At 63.2% G+C, this 22,140-nt stretch carries 18 protein-coding genes; 11 read left to right on the forward strand and 7 right to left on the reverse strand.

Features of this window, described 5'->3' with window-relative positions; translation table 11 throughout:
* Positions 1-4 precede the first annotated feature (4 nt).
* Together VOM14_RS24090 and VOM14_RS24095 are read left to right on the forward strand one after the other, a co-directional pair.
* The gene (locus tag VOM14_RS24090; RefSeq protein ID WP_327631267.1) at positions 5-403 is read left to right on the forward strand and encodes a hypothetical protein; all 399 of its coding nucleotides are present in this window, start codon (positions 5-7) and stop codon (positions 401-403) included.
* A 383-nt stretch (positions 404-786) separates the two neighbouring features.
* Positions 787-1,605, forward strand: coding sequence for an alpha/beta fold hydrolase (locus VOM14_RS24095; protein ID WP_327631372.1), 819 nt, complete (start codon positions 787-789; stop codon positions 1,603-1,605).
* A 33-nt stretch (positions 1,606-1,638) separates the two neighbouring features.
* On the opposite strand, the gene VOM14_RS24100 is transcribed toward VOM14_RS24095, so the two are convergent.
* Both VOM14_RS24100 and VOM14_RS24105 read right to left on the reverse strand, forming a co-directional pair.
* Positions 1,639-2,574 (reverse strand): peptidoglycan DD-metalloendopeptidase family protein, encoded by a 936-nt coding sequence (locus VOM14_RS24100; RefSeq protein WP_327631373.1) that lies wholly within the window; start codon positions 2,572-2,574, stop codon positions 1,639-1,641.
* Positions 2,575-2,946: 372 nt separating this feature from the next.
* Entirely contained in the window at positions 2,947-3,363 is a 417-nt protein-coding gene (locus tag VOM14_RS24105; protein ID WP_327631268.1) for a hypothetical protein, read from the reverse strand.
* Positions 3,364-3,463: 100 nt separating this feature from the next.
* On the opposite strand from VOM14_RS24105, the gene VOM14_RS24110 reads away from it, so the two are divergent.
* A complete protein-coding gene (locus VOM14_RS24110) occupies positions 3,464-3,961 on the forward strand; it encodes a hypothetical protein (protein WP_327631269.1) in 498 nt (165 codons plus the stop codon).
* Positions 3,962-4,006: 45 nt separating this feature from the next.
* Here VOM14_RS24110 and VOM14_RS24115 read toward each other — a convergent pair whose 3' ends face one another.
* Positions 4,007-5,167 carry a porin gene (locus VOM14_RS24115; RefSeq protein WP_327631270.1) on the reverse strand — a complete coding sequence of 387 codons (1,161 nt, stop codon included), beginning with the start codon at positions 5,165-5,167 and terminating at the stop codon, positions 4,007-4,009.
* 490 nt (positions 5,168-5,657) lie between these two features.
* Here VOM14_RS24115 and VOM14_RS24120 point away from each other — a divergent pair, with 490 nt between their 5' ends.
* Positions 5,658-6,767, forward strand: coding sequence for an OpgC domain-containing protein (locus VOM14_RS24120; protein ID WP_327631271.1), 1,110 nt, complete (start codon positions 5,658-5,660; stop codon positions 6,765-6,767).
* 81 nt (positions 6,768-6,848) lie between these two features.
* Positions 6,849-7,721 carry an alpha/beta hydrolase gene (locus tag VOM14_RS24125; RefSeq protein WP_327631272.1) on the forward strand — a complete coding sequence of 291 codons (873 nt, stop codon included), beginning with the start codon at positions 6,849-6,851 and terminating at the stop codon, positions 7,719-7,721.
* A gap of 43 nt (positions 7,722-7,764) precedes the next feature.
* Here VOM14_RS24125 and VOM14_RS24130 read toward each other — a convergent pair whose 3' ends face one another.
* Positions 7,765-8,865 carry an AI-2E family transporter gene (locus tag VOM14_RS24130; RefSeq protein WP_327631273.1) on the reverse strand — a complete coding sequence of 367 codons (1,101 nt, stop codon included), beginning with the start codon at positions 8,863-8,865 and terminating at the stop codon, positions 7,765-7,767.
* 385 nt (positions 8,866-9,250) lie between these two features.
* Between VOM14_RS24130 and VOM14_RS24135 the strand changes: the two genes are divergently transcribed.
* The gene (locus VOM14_RS24135; RefSeq protein WP_327631374.1) at positions 9,251-9,538 is read left to right on the forward strand and encodes a DUF3331 domain-containing protein; all 288 of its coding nucleotides are present in this window, start codon (positions 9,251-9,253) and stop codon (positions 9,536-9,538) included.
* Between the two features lie 224 nt (positions 9,539-9,762).
* Positions 9,763-12,363, forward strand: coding sequence for an adenosylcobalamin-dependent ribonucleoside-diphosphate reductase (locus VOM14_RS24140; RefSeq protein WP_327631274.1), 2,601 nt, complete (start codon positions 9,763-9,765; stop codon positions 12,361-12,363).
* 75 nt (positions 12,364-12,438) lie between these two features.
* Here the strand turns inward: VOM14_RS24140 and VOM14_RS24145 are convergent, their stop codons facing one another.
* Entirely contained in the window at positions 12,439-14,703 is a 2,265-nt protein-coding gene (locus VOM14_RS24145) for a two-partner secretion domain-containing protein (RefSeq protein WP_327631275.1), read from the reverse strand.
* Between the two features lie 181 nt (positions 14,704-14,884).
* Here VOM14_RS24145 and VOM14_RS24150 point away from each other — a divergent pair, with 181 nt between their 5' ends.
* Complete coding sequence (locus VOM14_RS24150) at positions 14,885-15,940, forward strand: asparaginase (RefSeq protein ID WP_327631276.1); 1,056 nt, start codon at positions 14,885-14,887, stop codon at positions 15,938-15,940.
* Between the two features lie 49 nt (positions 15,941-15,989).
* Here VOM14_RS24150 and VOM14_RS24155 read toward each other — a convergent pair whose 3' ends face one another.
* Positions 15,990-16,925 (reverse strand): 2-hydroxyacid dehydrogenase, encoded by a 936-nt coding sequence (locus tag VOM14_RS24155; RefSeq protein WP_327631277.1) that lies wholly within the window; start codon positions 16,923-16,925, stop codon positions 15,990-15,992.
* Positions 16,926-17,124: 199 nt separating this feature from the next.
* Between VOM14_RS24155 and VOM14_RS24160 the strand changes: the two genes are divergently transcribed.
* Entirely contained in the window at positions 17,125-18,603 is a 1,479-nt protein-coding gene (locus tag VOM14_RS24160; protein ID WP_327631278.1) for a sensor domain-containing diguanylate cyclase, read from the forward strand.
* A 19-nt stretch (positions 18,604-18,622) separates the two neighbouring features.
* Here VOM14_RS24160 and VOM14_RS24165 read toward each other — a convergent pair whose 3' ends face one another.
* On the reverse strand, positions 18,623-19,591 hold the full coding sequence (locus VOM14_RS24165; RefSeq protein ID WP_327631279.1) for an AraC family transcriptional regulator: 969 nt from the start codon (positions 19,589-19,591) through the stop codon (positions 18,623-18,625).
* Between the two features lie 309 nt (positions 19,592-19,900).
* Between VOM14_RS24165 and VOM14_RS24170 the strand changes: the two genes are divergently transcribed.
* Both VOM14_RS24170 and VOM14_RS24175 read left to right on the forward strand, forming a co-directional pair.
* Positions 19,901-20,953 (forward strand): NAD(P)-dependent alcohol dehydrogenase, encoded by a 1,053-nt coding sequence (locus VOM14_RS24170; RefSeq protein ID WP_327631280.1) that lies wholly within the window; start codon positions 19,901-19,903, stop codon positions 20,951-20,953.
* Positions 20,954-21,095: 142 nt separating this feature from the next.
* The gene (locus tag VOM14_RS24175) at positions 21,096-22,052 is read left to right on the forward strand and encodes a LysR family transcriptional regulator (protein WP_327631281.1); all 957 of its coding nucleotides are present in this window, start codon (positions 21,096-21,098) and stop codon (positions 22,050-22,052) included.
* Positions 22,053-22,140 lie beyond the last annotated feature (88 nt).

Here is a 22,140-nt window from a genome sequence, read left to right on the forward strand (position 1 = left end):
CATCATGAACGACCCGCAATGCACCCAATTCCTTTCGGACATCCGCAGGCCGCTGCTCGCGCTGCATAAAGCGATACTCGATCACGAGCGCGCGTCGTACGAAAAAGAATTCGGCCCGGTCACGCCCGCGGCGTTTCTGCAAGTGCTGATCAACGGTTCGGGGTTTCGCTGGCTGACGCCGCTATCGACGATCATCGCGAACGTCGACGAAATTCTCGACGACAAGGAAGCCGACGACGCCGACCGCCTCGCGGCTGCGGAAGCCGTCACGGGCCTCTTTTCCGCCGATGATCCGAACAACGCCTTCTTGCCGCGCTATCTGCCGCTGTTGCAAGCCGATCCGGGAATACTGCATCTGCATGGCCAGGTGTCGCAGCTGTTGCGCGGCGCACGGGCTGACTGAAAACGGCGAGTTCAGACCGGCGGCTCCCGGATTAGCTCACCGTTGGGAAGCACGCGATTCGAGCTTGGCGAGGCTCATCGCGTGCGAGTGCTTTTCGTGAACTTGCGCCGGTTAGGCAGGATTACCAGGCTTACTTAACTTCATCCGCGCAAAAACGCGCTGTTTCCGCGCGATTCATACTGGATTCGTAAAGATGTGACTGGTCTCGGCTCGGCCCTTGGGGTGTCGAACACAGGGACGCACGGTGCATTGCTCAAATTGCCTGGGTTTGCTGAACAAATCAAAGGTGAGCTTTTGCGGGACGCGTCCACGGAAAAGCGGCAATGCAGGCGGCGCAAAGCCCTGCTAAGGTAAGCGGACTTCATCACGACCGCTCAACCGTCATGAACAACTGGCCGCTTCCCGAAAGCTATACGTTCCGCGATCAGACCGTGCGCTTCAATGTGACCGGAACCGGCCCGCCGCTCGTGCTGGTGCATGGCACGCCGTTCTCTTCGTACGTGTGGCATCGCATTGCGCCGCATCTCGCGCAGATTCGCACCGTCCATTATTACGACCTGCTCGGTTATGGCCAGTCGGCGATGCGCGAGGGGCAAGACGTGTCGCTCGGCATCCAGAATGAGTTGCTGGCGCGATTGCTCGCTCATTGGGGGTTGGAGTGCCCGGACGTGATCGCGCATGACTTCGGCGGGGCGACGTCGTTGCGCGCGCATCTTATCGACGGTTGCGACTATCGCAGCCTCACCCTGATCGATCCGGTCGCAGTCGCACCGTGGGGCTCGCCCTTCGTGCAGCATGTGCGCCGCCACGGCGACGCGTTCTCAGGGTTGCCGCCGTATATTCACGAAGCCGTAGTGAAGGCCTATGTGCGCGGCGCGATCGCGCGCGACATCGCGGACGAAGAACTCGCGCCCTACGTCGCGCCATGGCTCGGCGCCACGGGACAAGCCGCGTTCTACCGGCAGATCGCGCAAATGGATCAGCGCTATACCGACGAAGTCGAAGCGCGCTATCCGCACGTGCGCTGTCCGACGCAGATTCTGTGGGGCGAAGAGGACCGGTGGATTCCGCTGGAGCGCGGCCGTCATCTGGCCGCGTTGATTCCCGAGGCGCGCTTTCAGGCTGTGGCGCGGGCCGGTCATCTGATGCAGGAAGACGCACCGGAGGCGATCGTCGCGGCGGCGCTCAGGTGGCTCGACTGAAGCGACCCGGACGCCTTGCGTCCAACCCCGCGCCTAGCCGCGTCCTTGCGGCAGGTACGGCATCGGATCGATCGGCTTGCCGTCGTGGCGCAACTCGAAGCCGACCGAGACGCGGGAGTTGTTTTCGTCGCCCATCTCGGCGATCTGCTGGCCTTGTCGAACGATGTCGCCCGCTTTGACGAGCAGCTTGCGATTGTGCGAATACGCGGTCAGAAAGTCCTTGTTGTGCTGGACGATGATCAGACTGCCGTAGCTGTTCAAGCCCGTGCCGGCGTACATGACTTTGCCGTCGGCCGCGGCGCGAACCGGATCGCCCGGCTTGCCGCCAATCTCGATGCCGCGCGTCTCGCCCGGCTGGAATGCTTCGACCACGCGCCCGCCCGCCGGCCACGTAAGCGACACGCCGTTTGCGTGCCGCGTGGTTTGATGCGCGACTTCGCGCGCTACGGCGCCGCTGACTGCGGGCGAAGCTTGCGACGCACCGCCGGACGCGGCCACAGGCGCGGCCGCCGACGAGCCTTGCGCGGCACCCGCGCTCGCCGCCGCAGCGGCGGCAGCTTTCGCGGCAGCGGCCGCGGCATTGACCGCCTGCACGGTTTCCGGCGACGCGACGTGCAGCACCTGGCCCGTGCGGAGTCGCGAGGATGCCTTCAGGCCGTTCCATGCCTGCAACTGTTTGACGCTGCAATGATGGTGCTGCGCGATGCGCGCGAGCGAGTCGCCGCGCCTGACACGGTAGACCAGCGGCGGCGCTTTCTTCAACGGCGTGGCGGCAAGGGCGCCGGTTCCCGCCGACACACTCGCGGAACCCGGCGCATTCGCCGCGCCGGCCACCGCGACGCCCGACGCCGCCGATGCAGCGCCGGTCTCGACGCCCTGCTGCCCCACGTTGGCACAACCGCTCATGGCCAGCACGAGCGATGCGCCGGCAAGGCCGGCCAGCATCGCCCGGTCGAAACGCTTTCCCATCATGTCCGACTCCTGCTTTATGTTTATAGACAAGCGGGATGCCGCCCCGGCGCTTCGATGCGCGCGATCCGAATGACGCGCTGCGTGTCGTCGCGACCTGGCGAGACCGCCTCGTGCGGCCTGTCATCCGGTCTTGTCGGCTGGTCCTGTCCGTCGACTGGACAGGGCCAGATTAGATTAAATTTCCAGCCGAATTGTAAAGTGGGTTTCACAGAAAACATCGCGCGTCACACAGTCTGATACAAACGTTACGCGCGACTTCGGCCCTCTGTGTAACGGCACGAAGTCGCGCCAACTTGAATGGGCGGTTTTCAAAAAAAACGCGATGGATCTTGCGTCCATCGCGGCATGCCGCAAGCACCTTGACCGGGCTCAGCTGTAGTACTGCCCGTCGTAGCGCACATAGCCCACGGGATGATGCGTGAAGTGCAGGACCGGCAACACGGGATTAGTGTTGTCCTCGGTGGGATAGGCGCTTGCCTCGGAAATGTATTCGCCTTGCGCCTCGATCGGCTGACCGGCTTGCAGGCCTGGAATTTCCTGGGCGAGCCCCTCGTTGTCGCCGAAACGGATCGCCACGAACACCTCAGTGCCTACGAGGTTTTGCGTGCCGCCTTCGAACTTCAATACCTTGTCGATCTTGATGACCAGGTGCTGATGATTCGCGCCGTGGTGATTGTCCGGACTCGCGAACACTTTGCTGATGGTGCCTTGCACGCAGGCCAGCGGCGCGCCCAGCGAATGAACATAGCGATGGTGAGGAAGGATTTGCGTCGCGCGATTGCTCATGACATCTCCGTGAAAGAAACCAGACTCGGATACGGCGAAAAAAAGGCGCCCTGGAAGGTTGCGGCGCGCTCGGTTTGAGCAGGTCGTCGAGCAGGAGTTCATGCGCGGCGTCGGCATTCGCCTTCACGCTTTAGGATTTCTCCGAAGCCTTATTAGGAAATGGACGATAGGTTGGGGAAGGCAAAAAAAATATTCTTACGTCTCTTTTCGAGTGCCGGCCGCGAAACGCCTTGCGCACCGCCGGAACACCTTTCCTTCAGAGGTTCAAGTGGATTCTCTTACATCAGCAAACCGCTTCATGAACGGCTTTTTCTTTGGCGCGGTGATCGCGACCGCCATCATGGTGGCGCTCGGCACCGCGGGCCAGTTCTTCCCCTTCATGGCCAAAGTGCATGCGCTCGGACAGGTCATTGCGACGGCCCTGATCGCGCTGGTTATCGGCGGCACGAAACCGCTTTTGTACAAGACCGTGTGGAGCGAGCGCCGCAGCGGTTTCATCCTCGACGAAGACCTGAGCGCGACGCTGCGCGGCCGGACTTTCGGCATTCCCGCAGGCGTGATGATCGGCATTCTGGTTCAAAACTTCCTGACGAGCTGAGCGGCGGCCCGATCTGTTCGAGCGCGGCCGGCCCATCCAGCGAATCTAGAATTTATGCCGGATCGCCGCGCGCACCACCACCTGTTTCGATGTCGATGACGGCGCTTGCGCGCCTGGTATGAAAGCGTCGTCGAGTATCGAATACGTCGAGTCGCCGGTAATCTGCTGATATTCGCCCTGAATATAAACGTCGGTTCGTTTGGACAGGTTGTAATCGGCCATCAAACCAAACGAATGGATTTTCGGTTTGACGCCGCCGCTCGACGCATCGACGGTTTCGATCGTGTACACGTATTGCGCGCCGACAAAAAACATCGGTGAAAGCTGGTATTTTCCGTTCACCTCGAAATTCTGATACTTCAGCGAATTCAGCAATACACCCGGCGGCACGAGCGGCGTAATACCCAGATAACCGTTTCCGGTCGGATTCAGATAATTCGAATTGCTATAGACAAAGCCCGCCGTAGCCGGACCGAAGCTATAGGTAATACCGCCGCCGAATACGCGCATGCGAGTCGCAATGAAACTCGCATCGTTGGCGGTGATTGCGCCATTCGCGCCATTACCCGGATTGTTCGCCTGCAAATAAGCAGCGCTCACGAGCAGGCCGCCATAAACATATTGCCCGCCCACGCTGTATGCGCGGTTATTGCCGAAGTTGGTGGCGTTGCTGAAGCTATAGGTGCCGCCGAATTGAAAACCGCTGATCGACGGGCTCGTATATTTGACGGTGTTGTCGAGGCGAAATGTGTTGTCGGTGTTGTCGTTGTCGTAGGGATGCGAGAACAGCGAGCCGGCCCAGTTGCCATTGGCCGTGGTCTGCGCCAGATAATCGACCACCGAATCGTATTGCCGCCCGAACGTCAACACGCCGTAGCGCTCGGCGCTCAAGCCGACGAACGCCTGCCGCCCGAACATCCGGCCGCCCTGATTGAGCCGGCCGGAATTCACGTCGAAACCATTTTCGAGCTGGAAGATGGCCTTGAGGCCGCCGCCCAGATCTTCGGCGCCCCTGAGGCCCCAGCGGCTGCCTTGCGCATAGCCGCTTGCCAGTTCGTAGACATGGCCGCGGCCGGCATTGTTGGTGTAGTTGATACCTTCGTCGAGCACGCCATATAGCGTGACGCTCGTCTGCGCCAAAGCCGGCGCGGCAAAAGCGGCGGAAAGAGCCGTGGAAACAGCCAGCGCGAACACTTGCTTGTTCATGACGATCCCCCTGCACGCGGCTAACAGAACAACCGATCCGACGCATTCTTCTTGACTGTGCGGCAATGTCTGCCGGGAGCGCGCTTCTAAAGTCCGACGCGCGTTCGGAAATCCTCACATGCCGGAGGCCGTCCGTCCATTGGGTGTCGCGTGGATATCTCAAAACGTTGCGAAATCTCCACTGCCGGTTAGCGCCATTTCGGCGCACACGCAGACTGGACGGGCTTTCGCGGTCGTGCGACGGCAAACAGGCCCGTCACAGAAAGAAATATAATTGCTGACTTTCGCAGCGCAGAAGCGGAACTACCCCGCGCTGCCGGGGTCATTTTTACTGCCCTGAACAATCGAGCCGCCAGACCGGCCGGTTGAAAGCGGCGATGCGGGTCGCGTATCCGCCGCAGCATCAATCCACTATTCCAAAGCCTTGTGAGACGCCCGACGCGCTGAAAGAGCGCGCCGTCGCACGGGGCTGCTTTTTGGCAAAAGAAGAATGCAAACGTCGCAATCCCGTCTAATCGAGCTGGACTTTTTTCGCGGACTCGTTCTGCTGATCATCGTGGTGGACCACATCGGCGGAAGTATTCTGTCGCGCGTCACGTTGCATGCTTATGCGTTGTGCGACGCCGCCGAGGTCTTCGTGTTTCTCGGCGGTTTCGCGACCGCGACCGCCTACGCGGCACTCGCCGAGCGACGCAACGAAACGATCGCGCGTAGCCGCTTCCTGCGCCGCTCGCTGGAAATCTATCGCGCATTTCTCGTGACGGCCGGCCTCATGCTGCTGGTGAGCGCGGTCTTGAGCGCGCTCCATATCGACGCGCCGAATCTCGCGACCACCGACCTCGACGACCTGATGGACACGCCCGTCGCGGCTCTGCGCGACATCCTGCTGTTCCGCCGTCAGCCCTATCTCGCTTCCGTGCTGCCCATGTACGCGCTCTTCGCGCTGCTCGTGCCGATGATCCTGCCGCTCGCGCGCAGCAAGCCGTGGCTGCTGCTGGCAAGCAGCGTCGCGCTGTGGGCCGGCGCGCCGGCCATCAACGCCTACCTGCCCGCCGCGCCGGACATGCATTGGGACTTCAATCCGTTTGCCTGGCAGTTGCTGTTCGTGCTCGGCGCGCTCGCGCGTTGCCAGCCGGTCTATCAGCGAGTCAGCGCCCATCGGCTCGGCTGGCTCGCGACCTTCGCGGCGTGCGCCGTGGTGGCGGCCGCGGCCTACTACAAGCTTTTCATCGAACGCGAGCCGCTCGATGCAAGCTTCAAGCAGAACCTGTCCTACTTGCGGTCCGTCAACTTCCTGGCCATCGCGTGGCTCGTGGCGAACCTGATCGAACTCGGCTGGGCTAAAAAGCTCGCGCAGCGCTTGCCGCTGATCGGCTTGATCGGGCGCAAGGGGCTGCTCTGCTTTATCGCCGGCGCGGTGATCTCGCTCGTGGTCGACTCGGTGCTGTACGCGGCCACCGACGGCTATCTGAACTACCCGCTCGGTTTGCTCGCCGACGCCTGTGCGGTCGCGGCGCTGTTCGCCGTCGCGTGCGGCGCCGGGCCGCTCAAGCGCCTGATGACGCGCGTGTTCGGCGCGCGGCTTCGCACATGGCCGTGAGCCGCAGGGGGTGAGCGGCGCTCGAGATGCTGATAGCATGACGGCCGCGCGTCATCCCTCGCGTCGGCTCCCTACACTGACATGCGTCTATTCCTCTGTCCCGCGCTGGTTGTTCTGTGCGCCGCGTTCGGCGTTTCCTCGTTCGCCAGCACGGTGACGACTCACAGCTTCCATTCGTCCGCGCTGGGACGCGACTGGTCCTACACGCTTTACCTGCCGACCGGCTACCGTCCGGATGCAGCGCGCATTCCGGTTCTCTATCTTCTGCACGGCAACAATGGCGATGCCAACGACTGGATCACGCGCGGCCATCTGCAAACGACCGTCGACGCGCTGATCGAACACCGCGATATCCCGCCGCTCGCAATCGTGATGCCGCAAGGCGGCACGGACTGGTACGTGGATCGCAAGGAGAAAATGGAGAGCGCGTTCTTCGACGATCTGCTGCCCGAAGTCGAAACGCACTACGCCGTGTCGACGCAGCGCGCGGGGCGGATGATCGGCGGCGTGTCGATGGGCGGCTTCGGCGCGTTGCGCTACGCGCTGACGCAGCCGGAGCGCTTTTGCGGCGCGCTGCTGCTGAGCCCCGCCATCTATGTGAACGAGCCCCCGCGCAGCTCGGCCGCGCGGCGCGTCGGCGTGTTCGGCGAGCGTCAGTTCGATCCGCATATCTGGCATGAGCTGAACTATCCGGCGCAGTGGGACCGGTATATGAGCCGGCCGTATCGCGTTCCCATGTTCATTGCGGCCGGCGACGACGACCTCGCGATCCAGGCCGACGCGTCGTTGCTGTATACGCAGCTTCGGCTGGCGGGCAATCCGGCGGCGCTGCGCATTATCGACGGCGCGCATACGTGGGATGTATGGAGCGCGTTGCTGCCGGGCGCGCTGAAATACACGCTCGGCTGCACGAGGTTGCCGGCGCAGGAGCATCCGTCGAATCAGCGGCCTTGAGCCCGGCGCGCGCCGGTTGCGGATCGCAGCGGCACGCTTGCGACTATTCCACGAGATCGGTCCACAAGACCATCAACACAGTCATCAGCGCGGGACCGATGAAGAGCCCGAGCAGCCCGAACGTCTCCGCGCCGCCGAGAATCCCGAACAGCACGAGCAGAAATGGCAGGCGCGTCGAATTGCCGATCAACACCGGTCGCACGAAGTGCTCGGCGACGAACACGACAATCGAGCCGAACACCGCGAGGCCGACGGCGCCCGCCACCGAACCTTGCGAGAACAACCATAAGGCGGCAAGACCGAACGTCACCGGCGCGCAGAACGGCAGCATCGCCGCGATCGCCGTGATGAGCGCGAGCAACGCGACATGCGGCAAGCCGGTCACGAAATAGGCCACGCCGAGCAACGCGCCTTCGCCGAGTCCGACCACCACGAGTCCCGACACGGTGCCGCGCACCGCGGCGGCCATGCGTTGAACGAGTTCCGCGCCGTCGTCGCCGACACCGCGCCGCAAGCCCTTGACGAGCGCGCCCGACAGACGCGGTCCAGCCTGAAAGATCACGAAGAGCGTCACCAGCATGAACGCGAAGACGGTCACGGCGTGCACGGCGCGCGCGCCGAAGTGGCGGCCGAGCGTGACGACCGTGGTGCTGTGCAAGCCTTTCATCGCGGCCGAATCGCGCAAAGGCTGCGCGAGATAGGCTTGCCACCACGCCGCGAGTTGCTGCGAGCCAACCGGCAAACGGTGGATGAAATCCGGCATTGCAATGCCGTTCTCCTGCGCGGTCTTGAACCAGTCGGTCAGATCACGCGCCTCGCGCAACGCCTGCGCGATCCCGAGGCCCACCGGCAGCACCACCAGCAACGCAATCGCGAGCGTCAGCACCACGGCGATCAGCGTGGTGCGTCCGGTAAGCCAGCGGTTGCCTTCCACTTTGCGCAACAGCGGCCACAACGCGATGGCCAGCACGCCCGCCCACGCGACCACGGGAATGAAGTCGCGCACGACCCACAAAGCAAGCAGCACGAGTCCAATGTAGAGCACGAGCGAGGCCGCCCTCTGCTTCTTGACGCGCTCAGGCGTCAGCAGCGACGACGTGGGACGCTTCGTTTCGGGATGGGCTGCAGGTGGGCGTGAATTCATGTGGGTCCGGGTCATAGCTGGAAGATGCGCGCGAGCCGACTCGAAAAAAGCAAACCCGCTAGACTTGCGGGACGCGCTCGCGCAGCGGCAGTAACAATCACAACAACAATCACAACAACAACAACAACAACATCTTAAAGGAAGCCCGCGAGCCGCTTCTGGACGCGGTTTCGGTGTCTCACTGGTTACAACACTGCGTTGCAAAAAACGCTCTTATCTCAATTGCGAGTAAATCTCGCTCCGCCAGGCCGCGCCGCTTCGAGCGCCACAAAAAGTCAAGTCCGATTGTTGCTAATCAGGGAACAGTGTTTCAACTCGGACACAATGGTTCTCCGGCCCGCGCGGGACTACATTCGGCACACCCACAAATACGGAGCCGACAATGATGACCCTGGAGTCCATCCCCCTTGACGGAACCAACGGCCTACGCATCGAGATCCTCGAGCGCTCCGACACGACGCTGGTGATCCGCTGGGTCGAGCCCGGACGATGTCATTACGGCGAGCAGCGGTGGCGGCGCAGGTCGGCGCACACATCGGGAACGTGCGCAGTATCGCGCCGCAAGATTCGCCGTGGCGACGCCGTGTTCAAGCCGGCCGAGCGCCCCGCGCCGGCCAATGCATCCGCGATGATCTGCGCCGAAATCCTCGGTGCCTTGCCGGCCGAAGCCTGAATTTTCCGCGGCATTTCTGCCCGTCCTCCGGTTTGCTGGCCGAGATTTTCCGGGCGCGCCGCGGACCCGCCTACCCGATTGCGGCCCTTCGCCACGTGCGTTAAGGTGGATCTGCTTGCGCCGCGTCATCCAGCCGGCTCGACGCGCGGCGCTAAAGTGACTCGTAGCAGGTGACATACCACCCACCGCGCCGTGGCCGCCACGGCGCCGCTTGAGGGCCTACCATGGCAGAAGACACGCCGCGCACGTCGCATCAGCCAGGCACCGCGCCTGATCATCGCAAGACCGCCGCGAGCGGCGCGCCTCCCGTCCCGCTAGTCGCTCCGCAGCAATTCTCCACCGACGTCCTGCTCGAGAAATACGCCAAAGGCGCCGAGCAATCCGCCGACGACGTATACCGGCGCGTCGCCCGCGGCGTCGCCGAGGCCGAGCCGCCCGCGTTGCGCGAGCCGGTGGAAGCGCAGTTCGTCGAGAACCTGCGGCACGGCGCGCTCGGCGCGGGCCGCATCATGAGCGCTGCGGGCACGGGCATCGCCGCCACGCTTATCAACTGCTTCGTGCAGCCGGTCGGCGACGCGATTCAGGGCGTCGACGAACAAGGGCTTCCCGGCATTTACGTGGCCTTGCTGCAAGCCGCCGAAACGATGCGGCGCGGCGGCGGCGTCGGCTACAACTTCTCCGCGATCCGCCCCAAAGGCGCGCGCGTTCACACCACGAGTTCGTCCGCGTCCGGGCCATGCAGTTACATGGACGTGTTCGACGCGTCGTGCCGGACCGTGGAAAGCGCCGGCTCCCGGCGCGGCGCGCAGATGGCCGTGCTCGACTGCAACCATCCGGACCTGCTCGAGTTCATCGAGGCGAAACACTCGAAGGGACGCTGGAACAACTTCAACGTGTCGGTCGGCGTGACCGACGAATTCATGCGCGCCGTCGAAGAAAATCAGCCGTGGCAACTCGTGCATCGCGCGGAGCCGTCGCCGGCGCTGCGCGCGGCCGGCGACGTCCGGCAGCGCGACGACGGCCTGTGGGTCTACAGCGAGCGGCCCGCGCGCGAGATCTGGGACCGCATCATGCGCTCCACTTACGACGTCGCCGAACCGGGCATCGTCTTCATTTCGCGCATGAATGAAGACAACAACCTGCGCGCGGTCGAAACCATTCGCGCGACCAATCCGTGCGGCGAGCAGCCGCTGCCCGCCTACGGCTGCTGCAACCTCGGGCCGCTGAATCTCACGCGTTTCGTGACCGATCCGTTCGCGCAGCTCAAAGGCCGCCAGCCTTCGTTCGACTGGGACGGCCTCGCCCAACGCACGCGCACGCAGGTGCGCTTTCTCGACAATGTGCTCGATGTCACGCTGTGGCCGCTGCCGCAGCAATACGACGAGTCGCGCGCGAAGCGGCGCATCGGCGTGGGCTTTACCGGACTCGGCGATACGCTCGTGATGCTCGGCTTGCGCTACAACTCGCAGGAAGGCCGCGACTTCGCCGTGCGCATTGCGCGGCTGATGCGCGACGAGGCCTATCGCGCGTCGGTGGAACTCGCGAAGGAGCGCGGCGCATTCCCGCTTTTCGATGCCGCGCGTTACCTCGAAGCGGGCACCTTCGCGTCGCGCCTGCCCGAGGACGTCAAGGAGGCGATCCGCCGCGACGGCATTCGCAACAGCCACCTTCTTTCCATCGCGCCGACCGGCACCGTGAGCCTCGCGTTTGCGGACAACGCGTCGAACGGCATCGAGCCCGCCTTCTCATGGACCTATAAGCGCATGAAGGTGATGGCCGACGGCGGCCGTGAATCGTTCGATGTCGAAGACTACGCGTACCGGCTGTATCGCGAGCTGGGCGGCGACGTGAACAGGCTGCCGGACTATTTCGTCAGCGCGCTGCAAATGTCCGCGCGCGATCATCTGGACATGATGGCGGCCGTGCAGCCTTACGTGGACACGTCGATCTCGAAGACCGTCAACGTGCCCGCCGACTATCCGTTCGACGCCTTCGAAAGTCTCTATTTCGATGCCTGGAAAAGCGGCCTCAAAGGCCTCGCCACCTATCGCCCGAACGAAACGCTCGGCGCGGTGCTGAGCGTGGGCCCGCCGCAAGCCGACGACACGCTCGCCGAGAGCGATCTCGATCCGTTGCGCATTGCCATCGATCATCGGCCGAAAGGCGAACTGCCGGCGATCATCGAGAAGGTCGAATACCTGACGCAAGCCGGCAAGAAATCGCTGTATGTGGCGGCGTCGTTTATCGAAGTGACCGGGCGGCTCGGCGGCGAAGACGTGACGATCGAGCGGCCTATCGAGTTCTTCATCCCGACCGGTCAGCGCGACGAATCGCAGCAATGGATCACGGCGACCATGCGTTCGCTGTCGCTCGCGGCGCGCGGCGGTTTTGTCGCGCGCAATCTGCAGGACATGCGCAAGGTCTCGTGGGATCGCGGGCAAGTGCGGCTTGGCGAAGTGCAGCGTCTGGACGGACATCGCACGCCGCGCTGGCACGACTCGGAAGTCGCCGCGCTCGCGTTCGCCATCCAGCAGATTCTGCATCGCCGGGGTTTTCTCGACGCCGAAGGCAATCAGGTTCCGTCGCGTTTGCTCGCGCGTTTGACGCGCGGACAGATGAAAGCGGAAACGGCGTTGTCCGCGGACTTCGGCATCCGTCCGCATCCGGGAGACGCGGACACGCCGGAACTGACGCAGCCGGGCATGGCGCCCGGACTGCATACGATGCTCGGGCGCAAATGCGGGTCGTGCGGCGCGAACGCCGTGATCCGCAAGGACGGCTGCGACTTTTGCACGGCGTGCGGCGAGGTGGGCGCGTGCGGGTGAGCCGGCGCGGGCTCGATGGCGAGCCCGGTCAGCGATGATTCGCGGCGCGGGTTTTTGCGAACCCGGCAAGCAAGTTCAGTGCGCCGTGATTTGCCATCTGAGCACGGGTTGCGTCGCGCCAGCGGGCATTGCCCACGCGCCGTTCGGACCGAAGTCCCAGCCGGCGAAACTCGCCGGGTCGCTCATCTGGGCTGTCGTGAGCCCATTCGACGCCGGCAGGTTGCCGCCGCTCGCCGCTTGCCCCGTTGTCTCCACGTTCCAGTAGACATCGTCGCCAATGCCATTGCAGACCGCGCAGATGCCGCCAACCTGACGCGATACCGCGCGCACGGGTCCCGACACGAAAGATTGGGTGATCGTTCCGTTGTTGCCGCCCACGAGGCCGCCTGTTGGCCCGTGCGAAGAGATTCCCGAGACCGGGCCGGAGACGTACGACTCGGTGATCGTCCCTTCGTTATCCAGCACGAGCCCGGCGGTAAAGCCGTCGGACGTGACTCTGGCGCCGCTGCCCGAGCGCGCGATCAGCCCGTAGTTCTGCGCGACGAGCCCGGCGAACGAGTCGCCTGCGTCGTTGGTCGCCGAGACAATGCTCCCGGTCGTGAAGACGTTGGCAATCGTTCCGCGATTGCTGGCGGCCAACATGCCGGTCCCGTTAGCAAAGAAAACCACTGTGCTGGAGTTCGAGTTGAGGTTCACGTCGCGCACGACGCCCTGCGTCCCGATCGCGCTAAACAGCGAATTGAAGCGCGGCGAGAGATTGGAAATCGTATGCCACATGCCGTCGAACTGGCCCGTGAGCGGCGTGGCGGAAGCGTAACCGAGCGTGGTGAACGCGGCATTGCTTGCGTCGATGTCCTTGCCGAGCGCGTAGTTGCCGGCGAGGTCGTTGTCGATGTTTTGCAGGTCCGTGACCGAATTGACGAGTTGATAGCCGGTGATCTGCGTCACGAGTCCGCTATAAAGCGGCGCGCTCCACGCGGCGTTGCCGACCAGCGTGCCGGGGCTGTAGCTGCCGTTCATGTCGTAGAGCGCACTGACGATGCCCGTGCTCGCCGACCAGTCGATGGTGCCGTTGTTGATGACGCTGCCGCCGTTGTCGATGCCCGATGCGTCCGCGCGCAAGGTCAGATTGCCCGCGCCGGTGTTCGCGATCGTCGTGCCGGACGTGACCGAGACATTGTGATACGCCGCCAGCGTGAGCGATGCCGGACCTTGCCAGTTCAGGCTCGAAGCAACGCCCAGGTCGCCGGTCGCGCCGTTCGCGCCGGTCGTGTTCACATTGACTGACGTGCCCGCGTTCAGGCTTTTCTGCAACGCGCGGGCGGCGGCATCATCAATCGTGAATTCGGGCGTCGAGAGATTCCATCGCGCGGCATACACGGCGGCATGTTTGCCGAACGCCAGTTGCGCGGCTTGCGTGTCGACCGTGCCGCCGCTGCCGTCCGCATTGGTTGCGGAAATCTTGCCCGACTGCTCGACGCGGCCGCTGTCCGCGACTAGCCAGACGTGGCCGTCGCGGTCCGCCGTGCCCGTCGCGCGGATGTGCGTGCCGCGGCCCGCGAGCGCGTAGACGTTGCCGTCCGCGGCTTGGAGGCTCGCCTGCGCGGCCTCTATCCGCCCCTTGTTGACGACCGTTCCGCCACTGCCCGTCTGCACGAAGACCTGTCGGCTGCCGGACGAGTCCTGCAACAGCACGTTCTCGCCGGCGGCCAGTTCAGCGGTGCCGTTCGGCGCCGAGACATCGCCCGCGTTGACGACGGCGCGTCGCGCGATCAGAAACACATCGCCGCCGCTCGAACTGATTTTGCCGAGGTTGATCACGCTGGCGTTTTCATCGCCCGACAGCGTGAGCGCGCCGCCTTGCATGAAGGCGTCGTTGCAGATGTCGAGGGTGGACGCGACGAAGCGTCCGCCCGTGCTGATCACGCCCGAGCGTCCCACGACGATGCCCTGCGGATTGATCACATACAGGCTGCCCGTGGCACTGAGGCTGCCGAGAATCGCGGACGGCGAGCCGCCCGTCACGCGATTCAGCGTCGCGCCCGAGCCGTTGTCGAAGGTGACGCTGTTGTTCCTGCCGATCGAGAAGCTGTCCCACTCGATCACGCCGCGCGTCGAGCCCGGTTGCGTGATCGCGAGGCTGTTCCCCTCGCCTGCTATCGCGCCTGCGCCGGCAACATAACGGCCGCCTTGCGGCAGGACGCCCGCGCCAAACGCCGCGTGCGTGATCGAAAGCCCGGCCAGTGAGATCGCGATGCCGAGCCGGATAAGTCCGTTCGGCGGCTGATGTTGATGATGCGGCACCTGTCGCGCGGACCGGGCTAGTTCTCGACGTGTCATACTTCCTCCCCTTTGCGCAGAGCGCGGAACGGCTGCCGGCAACCCGCAGAGCCGACCGGAAACGGGTAAGTCGCAGCGTCTGAAGAATAGCCGTTGAGGTCGCTGATGCTTGCCGATATCTCTGCGTTTTGCGCCTTCTTATGAGACTCTTACGACTGTTTTTTCATCAGAGGCCAAAAGAATGGACACCCAGGGAGCAGCCGTCGTCACCTACCGCGATGCGGAGATCGAGAACGTGCATCACGCGCACATTGCCGTCGTGGACGCCCACGGCAAGCTTCTTTACAGCTTTGGCGATCCGACGCGCATGACGCTCGCCCGTTCGGCGGCGAAGCCCGCCCAGGCGCTCGCGGTGCTCGAAGCAGGCGCGTTCGAGCAATTCGCTTTCGACGACGCCGATCTGGCGCTCATGTGCGCGTCGCATAGCAGCGAGGACCGGCATATCGAACGGGCCAGGTCCATGCTCGACAAGGTGCAGGCGCAGGAATCGGACCTGCGCTGCGGAGGCCACGCTCCACTGTCCGACGCGGTTTATCGCTCCTGGGTGAAGCGCGATTTCACGCCGAGCGCCGCGTGCAGCAACTGCTCGGGTAAGCATGTCGGGATGCTGGGCGGCGCGCGGGCGCTGGGCGCCGCGCTCGACGGATATCACCTGCCGGACCACCCGATTCAACAACAGGTGAAGCGGGTCGTCGCGCAATTGTGCGGGTTGCCGGATGACCGTGTGCAATGGGGCATCGACGGTTGCAATCTGCCCACGCCGGCATTCCCGCTCGACCGGCTGGCCTTCGTCTACGCGCAACTGGCGCACGCGCCGGATGCCGCGGACGAAGGCAAGACCCAACGCGCGGCGGCGCTAGCGCGAATGTATCGGGCCATGACCGGATATCCCGAGCTGGTCGCGGGCGAAGGGAGATATTGCACGCTTTTGATGCGTGCTTTCGAGGGGCAAGTCGTCGGCAAACTCGGCGCGGACGCCTGTTACGGCGTCGGCGTGCGCGCGTCGGCACACACCGAACGACTGGGCACGCAGGGCGCCGTCGGCATCTCGGTGAAGGTCGCGGACGGCAATGTCGGCGTCGTGTACATGATCGTGAGCGAGATACTGGAAAGACTTCGGCTCGGGACGCCGGGCCAGCGAAGTCAACTGACGGCTTTCCATCGGCCGAAGATGCTGAACACCCAAGGCGTGGAGTTTGGCCACGCGGAATTTCCGTTCGAGCTGACGAAGCACTAAAAGAGAATGGGCGGCGCAAGCGTGCTGCCCATTCGGGATCAGCAAACCTTCAAGGCAGCGGCGTCAACACCGCCTCGCCCGCGAAATGCCGCGTTGCATTGCGCACAAAATTGTCCACCGACGCGGCAATCGCCTCGGGCGAGCGTCCGCCCACATGCGGCGTCAACACCACGTTGCGCAGCGTCAGCAGCGCCGCCGGCGGCGCGGGCTCGCTTTCGTAGACATCGAGCGCGGCGCCCGCGATTATGCCTGCCGTGAGCGCGTGCGCGAGCGCCGCGGTGTCGAGCACGCTGCCGCGAGACACGTTGACCACGAATCCCCGCGAACCCAGCGCGGCCAATACCTTCGCGTCGATCAGATGATGCGTGCCTGTGCCGCCGGGCGTCGCGATCACGAGGAAATCGCTCCATCGCGCGAGCCCTTCCACACTGTCGAAATAGCGCGGCGACGCGCCTTCGCGCGGCTTGCGGTTGTGATAGCCGATCTCCATGTCGAAGCCCGCGCCGCGTCGCGCGACCTTCTCCCCGATGCTGCCGAGTCCCACGATGCCGAGACGTTTGCCCGACACGTTGGGGTGCATCGGCAAGGTGTCGCGCCACACGCCCTGGCGCGTCGCCAGGTCGAGTTGCGGCACATCGCGCACGATGGCGAGCAGCAGCGCGAACGCGTGATCGGCGACGCAATCCGCGTTGGTGCCCGCGCCGTTCACGAGCACGATGCCGCGCGAGCGCGCGTGCTCGACGGCGACGTTTTCATAGCCCGCGCCGAGCGCGCTGATGAATTCGAGCTGCGGCATGCGCTCGATTTCCGCGCCGGTGAGCCCCGTTGTTCCGTTGGTCAGCACCGCGCGTATCGTGCTGCCGTGCGCGCCGATTGCAGCGGCCCGTTGCGCCGGATCGGGCGCATCGACGATATTGAATTCGACCTCGATGCGCGCGCGGCTTTCATCGTCGAGAGAAATCAGAACCAGTAGAGAAGGCTTCATGTCGGCTTTTCTTGAAGGCATTGACGGACACAACACGCTAAAACCGAGTGTAGCAAGCCACTGCAACACGTGCTGGCGCAACGCCGTCCCACGCCTTTGCGCGAGAACGGCAATACATCGTGATGTTTGAAAGCTTCTGTTTTTTCGACGCCGGCAAAAGGGACCGTAGAATACCGGGACTTTTAGCGAAGAGAACCTCATGCTGGATACTCTGCCCGGCGTTTCCAAGCCCGCCAACGACGACTCGAAAATGTTCGACCTCGCGCCCGTCTCGCTGTGGGTCGAAGACTTCAGCGCCGTGCGCGATCTGTTCGACGCCTGGCGCGCGGAAGGCGTGACGGATTTGCGCGCGCATTTTGCCGACATGCCCGAACGGGTCGCCGCATGCGCGCATAGCATTCGCGTCGTCAAGGTCAATCAGAAGACGCTCACGCAATTCGAGGCAGCCGATTTCGCCGCGCTCAACGACAATCTCGCCGCGGTGTTCCGCGACGACATGCTGAAGACGCATCTGGAAGAGCTTTGCCAGTTGTGGGCCGGGCAATTGCACTTCACGAGCCAGACGGTCAATTACACGCTCGGCGGAAGACGTCTCGACGTGCTGTTAAAAGGCAGCGTGCTGCCGGGTCACGAAGAGCGCTGGGACCGCGTGCTGGTGTCCGTCGAAGACATCACCGAACTGGAAGGCGCACGGCATCGCGTGACTGTCGCCGAGCAATACGCGCGCGGTTTGTTCGAACATTCGCCCGTCTCGCTGTGGGTCGAGGACTTCAGCGCGGTCAAGCATCTGCTCGATCAGGCGCGCGCGGCGGGCATCAGCGATTTCCGTGTGTTCACGGACGTGCATCCCGAGTTCGTCGAACGTTGCATGCAGGAAATTCACGTGCTCGACGTGAACCAGCACACGCTCGAGATGTTCGCGGCGCCAGACAAAGCGACGCTGCTCGCACGCCTGCCCGAAGTGTTCCGCGACGATATGGCGCCGCATTTCCGCGAGCAGTTGCTCGACCTGTGGGAAGGCAAGCTGTTCCAGCAGCGCGAGGTACTCAACTATTCGCTCGACGGCAACGAGGTGCACGTGCACCTGCAGTTTTCCGTGCTGCCAGGACACGAAAAGAACTGGGATCTGGTGCTCGTCGCGCTCACCGACATCACGGCGCGCAAGAAGGCCGAGGCGTACCTCGAATTCCTCGGCAAACACGACGTGCTGACCAAACTGCGCAACCGTTCCTTCTATGTCGATGAGCTGAACCGGCTCGAACGCAAGGGACCGTGGCCGGTGACGATTATCATGGCCGATCTGAATGGCTTGAAACGCGTAAACGACCAGCTCGGTCACGCCGCCGGCGATGCGCTGCTGCGCCGCGCGGGCGAAGTGCTCGCAAAGGCCATGGAAGCGCCGTTCCAGGCCGCGCGCATTGGCGGAGACGAGTTCGCCATCCTCATGCCCAACGCCGACGAGCGCGGCGGCGCGGCGATGATCGACGCGGTCCGGCAACTCGTGGAGATGAACAATCAGTTTTATCCGGGCGCGCCGCTGAGTTTTTCGATGGGCGCGGCGACCTGTCAACGCGGCGATCGTCTCGAAGCCGGCGTGCAACGCGCCGACCTGCTGATGTACGAAGAGAAGCGCTCACAGTACGCGAACCAGTCCGACGCGAAAGCCAGCGGCAATTAACGCACGCGGGCCGCCGCGTTCACACCGCCGTCACGTAGCGCGCGACAGGTTTGACGATTTGCGGCGGCGGCGAGTCGTAGATGGCGCGCATGCGCTTCACTTCATCGACAGGGCTCAGGCCGAACAGGCGCTTGAACTCGCGGCTGAATTGCGAAGCGCTTTCATAACCGACGCGCGCCGCGGCCGCGCCCGCATTCAAACCATCCTGCACCATCAACAGACGCGCGTGATGCAGGCGCGTTGTCTTCACGTATTGCATCGGCGAAGTTGCTGTCACCGCCTTGAATTGCGCGTGAAAAACGGCGAGGCTCATGCCGGCTTCGGCGGCGAGCGTATCGACGTCGAGCGTGCCGTGATAGTCGGCGTGAATGCGGCGCAGCGCTTTTGCAATGCGCCCGAAATGATTCTGATGCGTGAGCGCCGCGCGAATCGCATCGCCCTGCTCGCCGGTCAGTACGCGATAACAGATTTCGCGCACGATGCCCGGCGCGAGAATGCGCGCGTCGAGCGGCGACACCAACGCATCGAGCAGACGTTGCACCGCGCTGCTCAATGCCGGATCGAGCGGCGTGGAGTAGATGCCGAGCGGTTCGTTGTGCGTCGCGCCTTGAGTTTCGTTCAACGCCATCAGCAATTCGGCGACCATCGTCAGATCGACGCGAATGGACACGCCGAGGAACGGCTCTTCCTCGCTCGCCTCGGTCTCGCATTCGAACGGCAGCGGCACGGAGAGCACGAGGTACTGCTGCGCGTCGTACTGGAACACCTGATCGCCGAGATAGCCGCGTTTGCGTCCCTGACACACGATCACGATGCACGGCTCGTACATGACCGGCATGCGCGGCATCGGGCTATTGGCGCGCATGAGATTGACGCCTTCGAGGCTCGAACGTGTCATGCCCGGCGCGGGCGCGAGCACGTCGAACAATTCGATGAGGCGCTGTTGCGCGGAATGGACCGCGGGCGTTTCGGACGAGCGCGTGGACATGACCATATAGTGACAACAAGAGAATAATGCTTGAAATGTAGCATCAAACAGCTTGCCGCGCGCCGCTCCAGGAGTTTTAGGCAAACCTTCAAGATATTCAGGTATTCACCGGGAAGCGCCCGGCTTCTACTATGAGAACCCCGCCGGAACATTCATTCCGGGCTGTGGTCTGCGTTGTTATCCCGCGCTGGTGTTCGCACTGTTGTCCGCGCGGGTTGTCCGAAATCACTGCGAGGTTCTGGCCATATCGGCGTGACGCGTCGCCGTTGGTCCATGCCTCGCGACATCACCTCTTTGCTGGAGCTATCCATGAGCACGACTTATGCCTATGCCGCGACCGACGCAACCGCGCCGCTCGCTCCGTTCGAAATCCAGCGCCGCGAATTGCGCGCGCATGACGTGCAAATGGAAGTGCTGTTTTGCGGCGTGTGCCATTCCGACTTGCACCAGGCGCGCAATGAATGGAAGAACACGGTGTTTCCGGTCGTGCCGGGTCATGAGATCGTCGGCCGCGTGACCGCCGTGGGTCCGGACGTGACGAAGTACAAGACGGGCGATCTGGTGGGCGTGGGATGTCTCGTCGATTCATGCCGTACTTGTGCAAGTTGCGAGGAAGGTCTGGAGCAATACTGCGAGAACGGATTCGTCGGCACGTATAACGGCGTGGACCGCGTCGACGGTCAGATGACGTATGGCGGCTACTCGACACAGCTCGTCGTCGATGAGGAATTCACGCTGCGTGTCCCGCAAAACCTCGATCCTGCCGGCGTCGCGCCGTTGCTGTGCGCGGGCATCACGACCTATTCGCCGCTGCGCACATGGGGCGCCGGTCCTGGCAAGAAGGTCGGCATTGTCGGCTTGGGCGGCCTCGGCCACATGGGCGTGAAGCTTGCGCGCGCGATGGGTGCGCATGTCGTGCTGTTCACCACGTCGCCGTCGAAAATCGACGATGCAAAGCGGCTTGGCGCGCACGAGGTGGTGATTTCGAAGAACCCGGAAGAGATGGAAGCGCACGCGAACAGCTTCGATCTGATTGTGAATACGGTGGCTGCGCCGCACGATCTCAATCCGTTTCTGAACCTGTTAAAGCGTGATGGAACGATGACGCTGGTGGGCGCGCCGGAGCACGATCATCCGTCGCCGCAGGTGTTCAATCTGATCTTCAAGCGTCGCCGGTTGGCGGGTTCGTTGATTGGCGGGATTGCCGAGACGCAGGCGATGCTGGATTTCTGCGGCGAACATGGAATTACTTCGGATATCGAATTGATTACGATGCAGAAGATCAATGAAGCTTATGAGCGGATGTTGAAGAGCGATGTGAAGTATCGGTTTGTTGTGGACCTGGATTCCTTGCGGAAGTGAGTTAGAGGTTTTTTTGCCTGCGGCGCTTGTTTTTTTGTGTCGCAGGCGGTGATTGGGTTTTTCACAAACATAACAACGCCAAGACAAAAAACCGCCCGCGCCGCCAAGGCTTAAAACAACACCCCATTGTCCGGAGCCCTCGATGATTGACCGAATAACCGCCATGCGCACATTCCTCCGAATCGTGGACACGAACAGCTTCACCCGCGCAGCGGAGTCACTCAACATTCCGCGCGCCACGGCCACTACCATCGTTCAGAATCTGGAAGCCCTGCTCGGCACTCAACTGCTCGCCCGCACCACGCGGCGTCTCAGCGTCACGCCGGAAGGCGCCGCCTACTACGAGCGCTGCGCGCAAATCCTCGCCGATATCGACGAAATGGAAGCCAGCATCCGTCACGCGACGGACAACCTCGCGGGACGTCTGCGCATCGAGATGCCGAGTGCAGTGGCAAGCGCCATCGTCCTGCCCGTGCTCGACGACTTCCACGCGCGCTACCCTCATCTCGATCTCGCTATCGGCGTCAGCAACCGCACCGTGGACCTGATAACCGAAGCCATCGACTGCAGCATCCAGCTCGGCGAATTGCCCGATTCCAACCTGGTGGCGCGGCAACTCGGCACACTCGAGCACGTGACCTGCGCGAGTCCGAATTACCTCGCACGCTACGGCACACCGACCGATCTCGGCGATTTGCGCGAACATGTCGCGGTGAATTGCATATCGCCGCATAACGGTCGCGAAGTCGCTTTCGATTTCGAAGTGGACGGCGAAGCGCAAAGCGTCAAAGTCAATGGCTTCGTCAAGGTCAGCGACGAACACGCGTATCTGACCTGCGGACTGCAAGGCCACGGCCTGATCCAGCCCGCGCGGATCGCCGCGCAGCCGTATCTCGACTCGGGACTTTTGCGCGAAGTGCTGCCGCAATGGAAGCCCGTGCCAATGCCCGTCTCCGTCGCGTACCTGAAGAATCGCCGCGTGTCGCCGCGCGTGCGCGCATTCGTCGACTGGCTCGCGGAGTTGTTTGAAAAGACCGAGCACGTCGATCAGGATCTCTCGCGCGTGCGCCAGTTGCTGCGCGGCCTGCACCCCGCTTAAAGCATTCGGTAAAGATGCGCAGCCATAGTGTCAGAACAGCACGACTGGCCAGATCAGCAGATTCACGTGGAAACTGAAGAAAAAGCCC

The sequence above is a fragment of the Paraburkholderia sp. MPAMCS5 genome (genome assembly GCF_036016995.1).
GTDB lineage: Bacteria > Pseudomonadota > Gammaproteobacteria > Burkholderiales > Burkholderiaceae > Paraburkholderia.

Coding starts and splice junctions, on each gene's coding strand:
- VOM14_RS24090 (WP_327631267.1), top strand. CDS start 5: ATGAACGACCCGCAATGCACCCAATTCCTTTCGGACATCCGCAGGCCG.
- VOM14_RS24095 (WP_327631372.1), top strand. CDS start 787: ATGAACAACTGGCCGCTTCCCGAAAGCTATACGTTCCGCGATCAGACC.
- VOM14_RS24100 (WP_327631373.1), bottom strand. CDS start 2,574: ATGGGAAAGCGTTTCGACCGGGCGATGCTGGCCGGCCTTGCCGGCGCA.
- VOM14_RS24105 (WP_327631268.1), bottom strand. CDS start 3,363: ATGAGCAATCGCGCGACGCAAATCCTTCCTCACCATCGCTATGTTCAT.
- VOM14_RS24110 (WP_327631269.1), top strand. CDS start 3,464: ATGCGCGGCGTCGGCATTCGCCTTCACGCTTTAGGATTTCTCCGAAGC.
- VOM14_RS24115 (WP_327631270.1), bottom strand. CDS start 5,167: ATGAACAAGCAAGTGTTCGCGCTGGCTGTTTCCACGGCTCTTTCCGCC.
- VOM14_RS24120 (WP_327631271.1), top strand. CDS start 5,658: ATGCAAACGTCGCAATCCCGTCTAATCGAGCTGGACTTTTTTCGCGGA.
- VOM14_RS24125 (WP_327631272.1), top strand. CDS start 6,849: ATGCGTCTATTCCTCTGTCCCGCGCTGGTTGTTCTGTGCGCCGCGTTC.
- VOM14_RS24130 (WP_327631273.1), bottom strand. CDS start 8,865: ATGAATTCACGCCCACCTGCAGCCCATCCCGAAACGAAGCGTCCCACG.
- VOM14_RS24135 (WP_327631374.1), top strand. CDS start 9,251: ATGACCCTGGAGTCCATCCCCCTTGACGGAACCAACGGCCTACGCATC.
- VOM14_RS24140 (WP_327631274.1), top strand. CDS start 9,763: ATGGCAGAAGACACGCCGCGCACGTCGCATCAGCCAGGCACCGCGCCT.
- VOM14_RS24145 (WP_327631275.1), bottom strand. CDS start 14,703: ATGACACGTCGAGAACTAGCCCGGTCCGCGCGACAGGTGCCGCATCAT.
- VOM14_RS24150 (WP_327631276.1), top strand. CDS start 14,885: ATGGACACCCAGGGAGCAGCCGTCGTCACCTACCGCGATGCGGAGATC.
- VOM14_RS24155 (WP_327631277.1), bottom strand. CDS start 16,925: ATGAAGCCTTCTCTACTGGTTCTGATTTCTCTCGACGATGAAAGCCGC.
- VOM14_RS24160 (WP_327631278.1), top strand. CDS start 17,125: ATGCTGGATACTCTGCCCGGCGTTTCCAAGCCCGCCAACGACGACTCG.
- VOM14_RS24165 (WP_327631279.1), bottom strand. CDS start 19,591: ATGTCCACGCGCTCGTCCGAAACGCCCGCGGTCCATTCCGCGCAACAG.
- VOM14_RS24170 (WP_327631280.1), top strand. CDS start 19,901: ATGAGCACGACTTATGCCTATGCCGCGACCGACGCAACCGCGCCGCTC.
- VOM14_RS24175 (WP_327631281.1), top strand. CDS start 21,096: ATGATTGACCGAATAACCGCCATGCGCACATTCCTCCGAATCGTGGAC.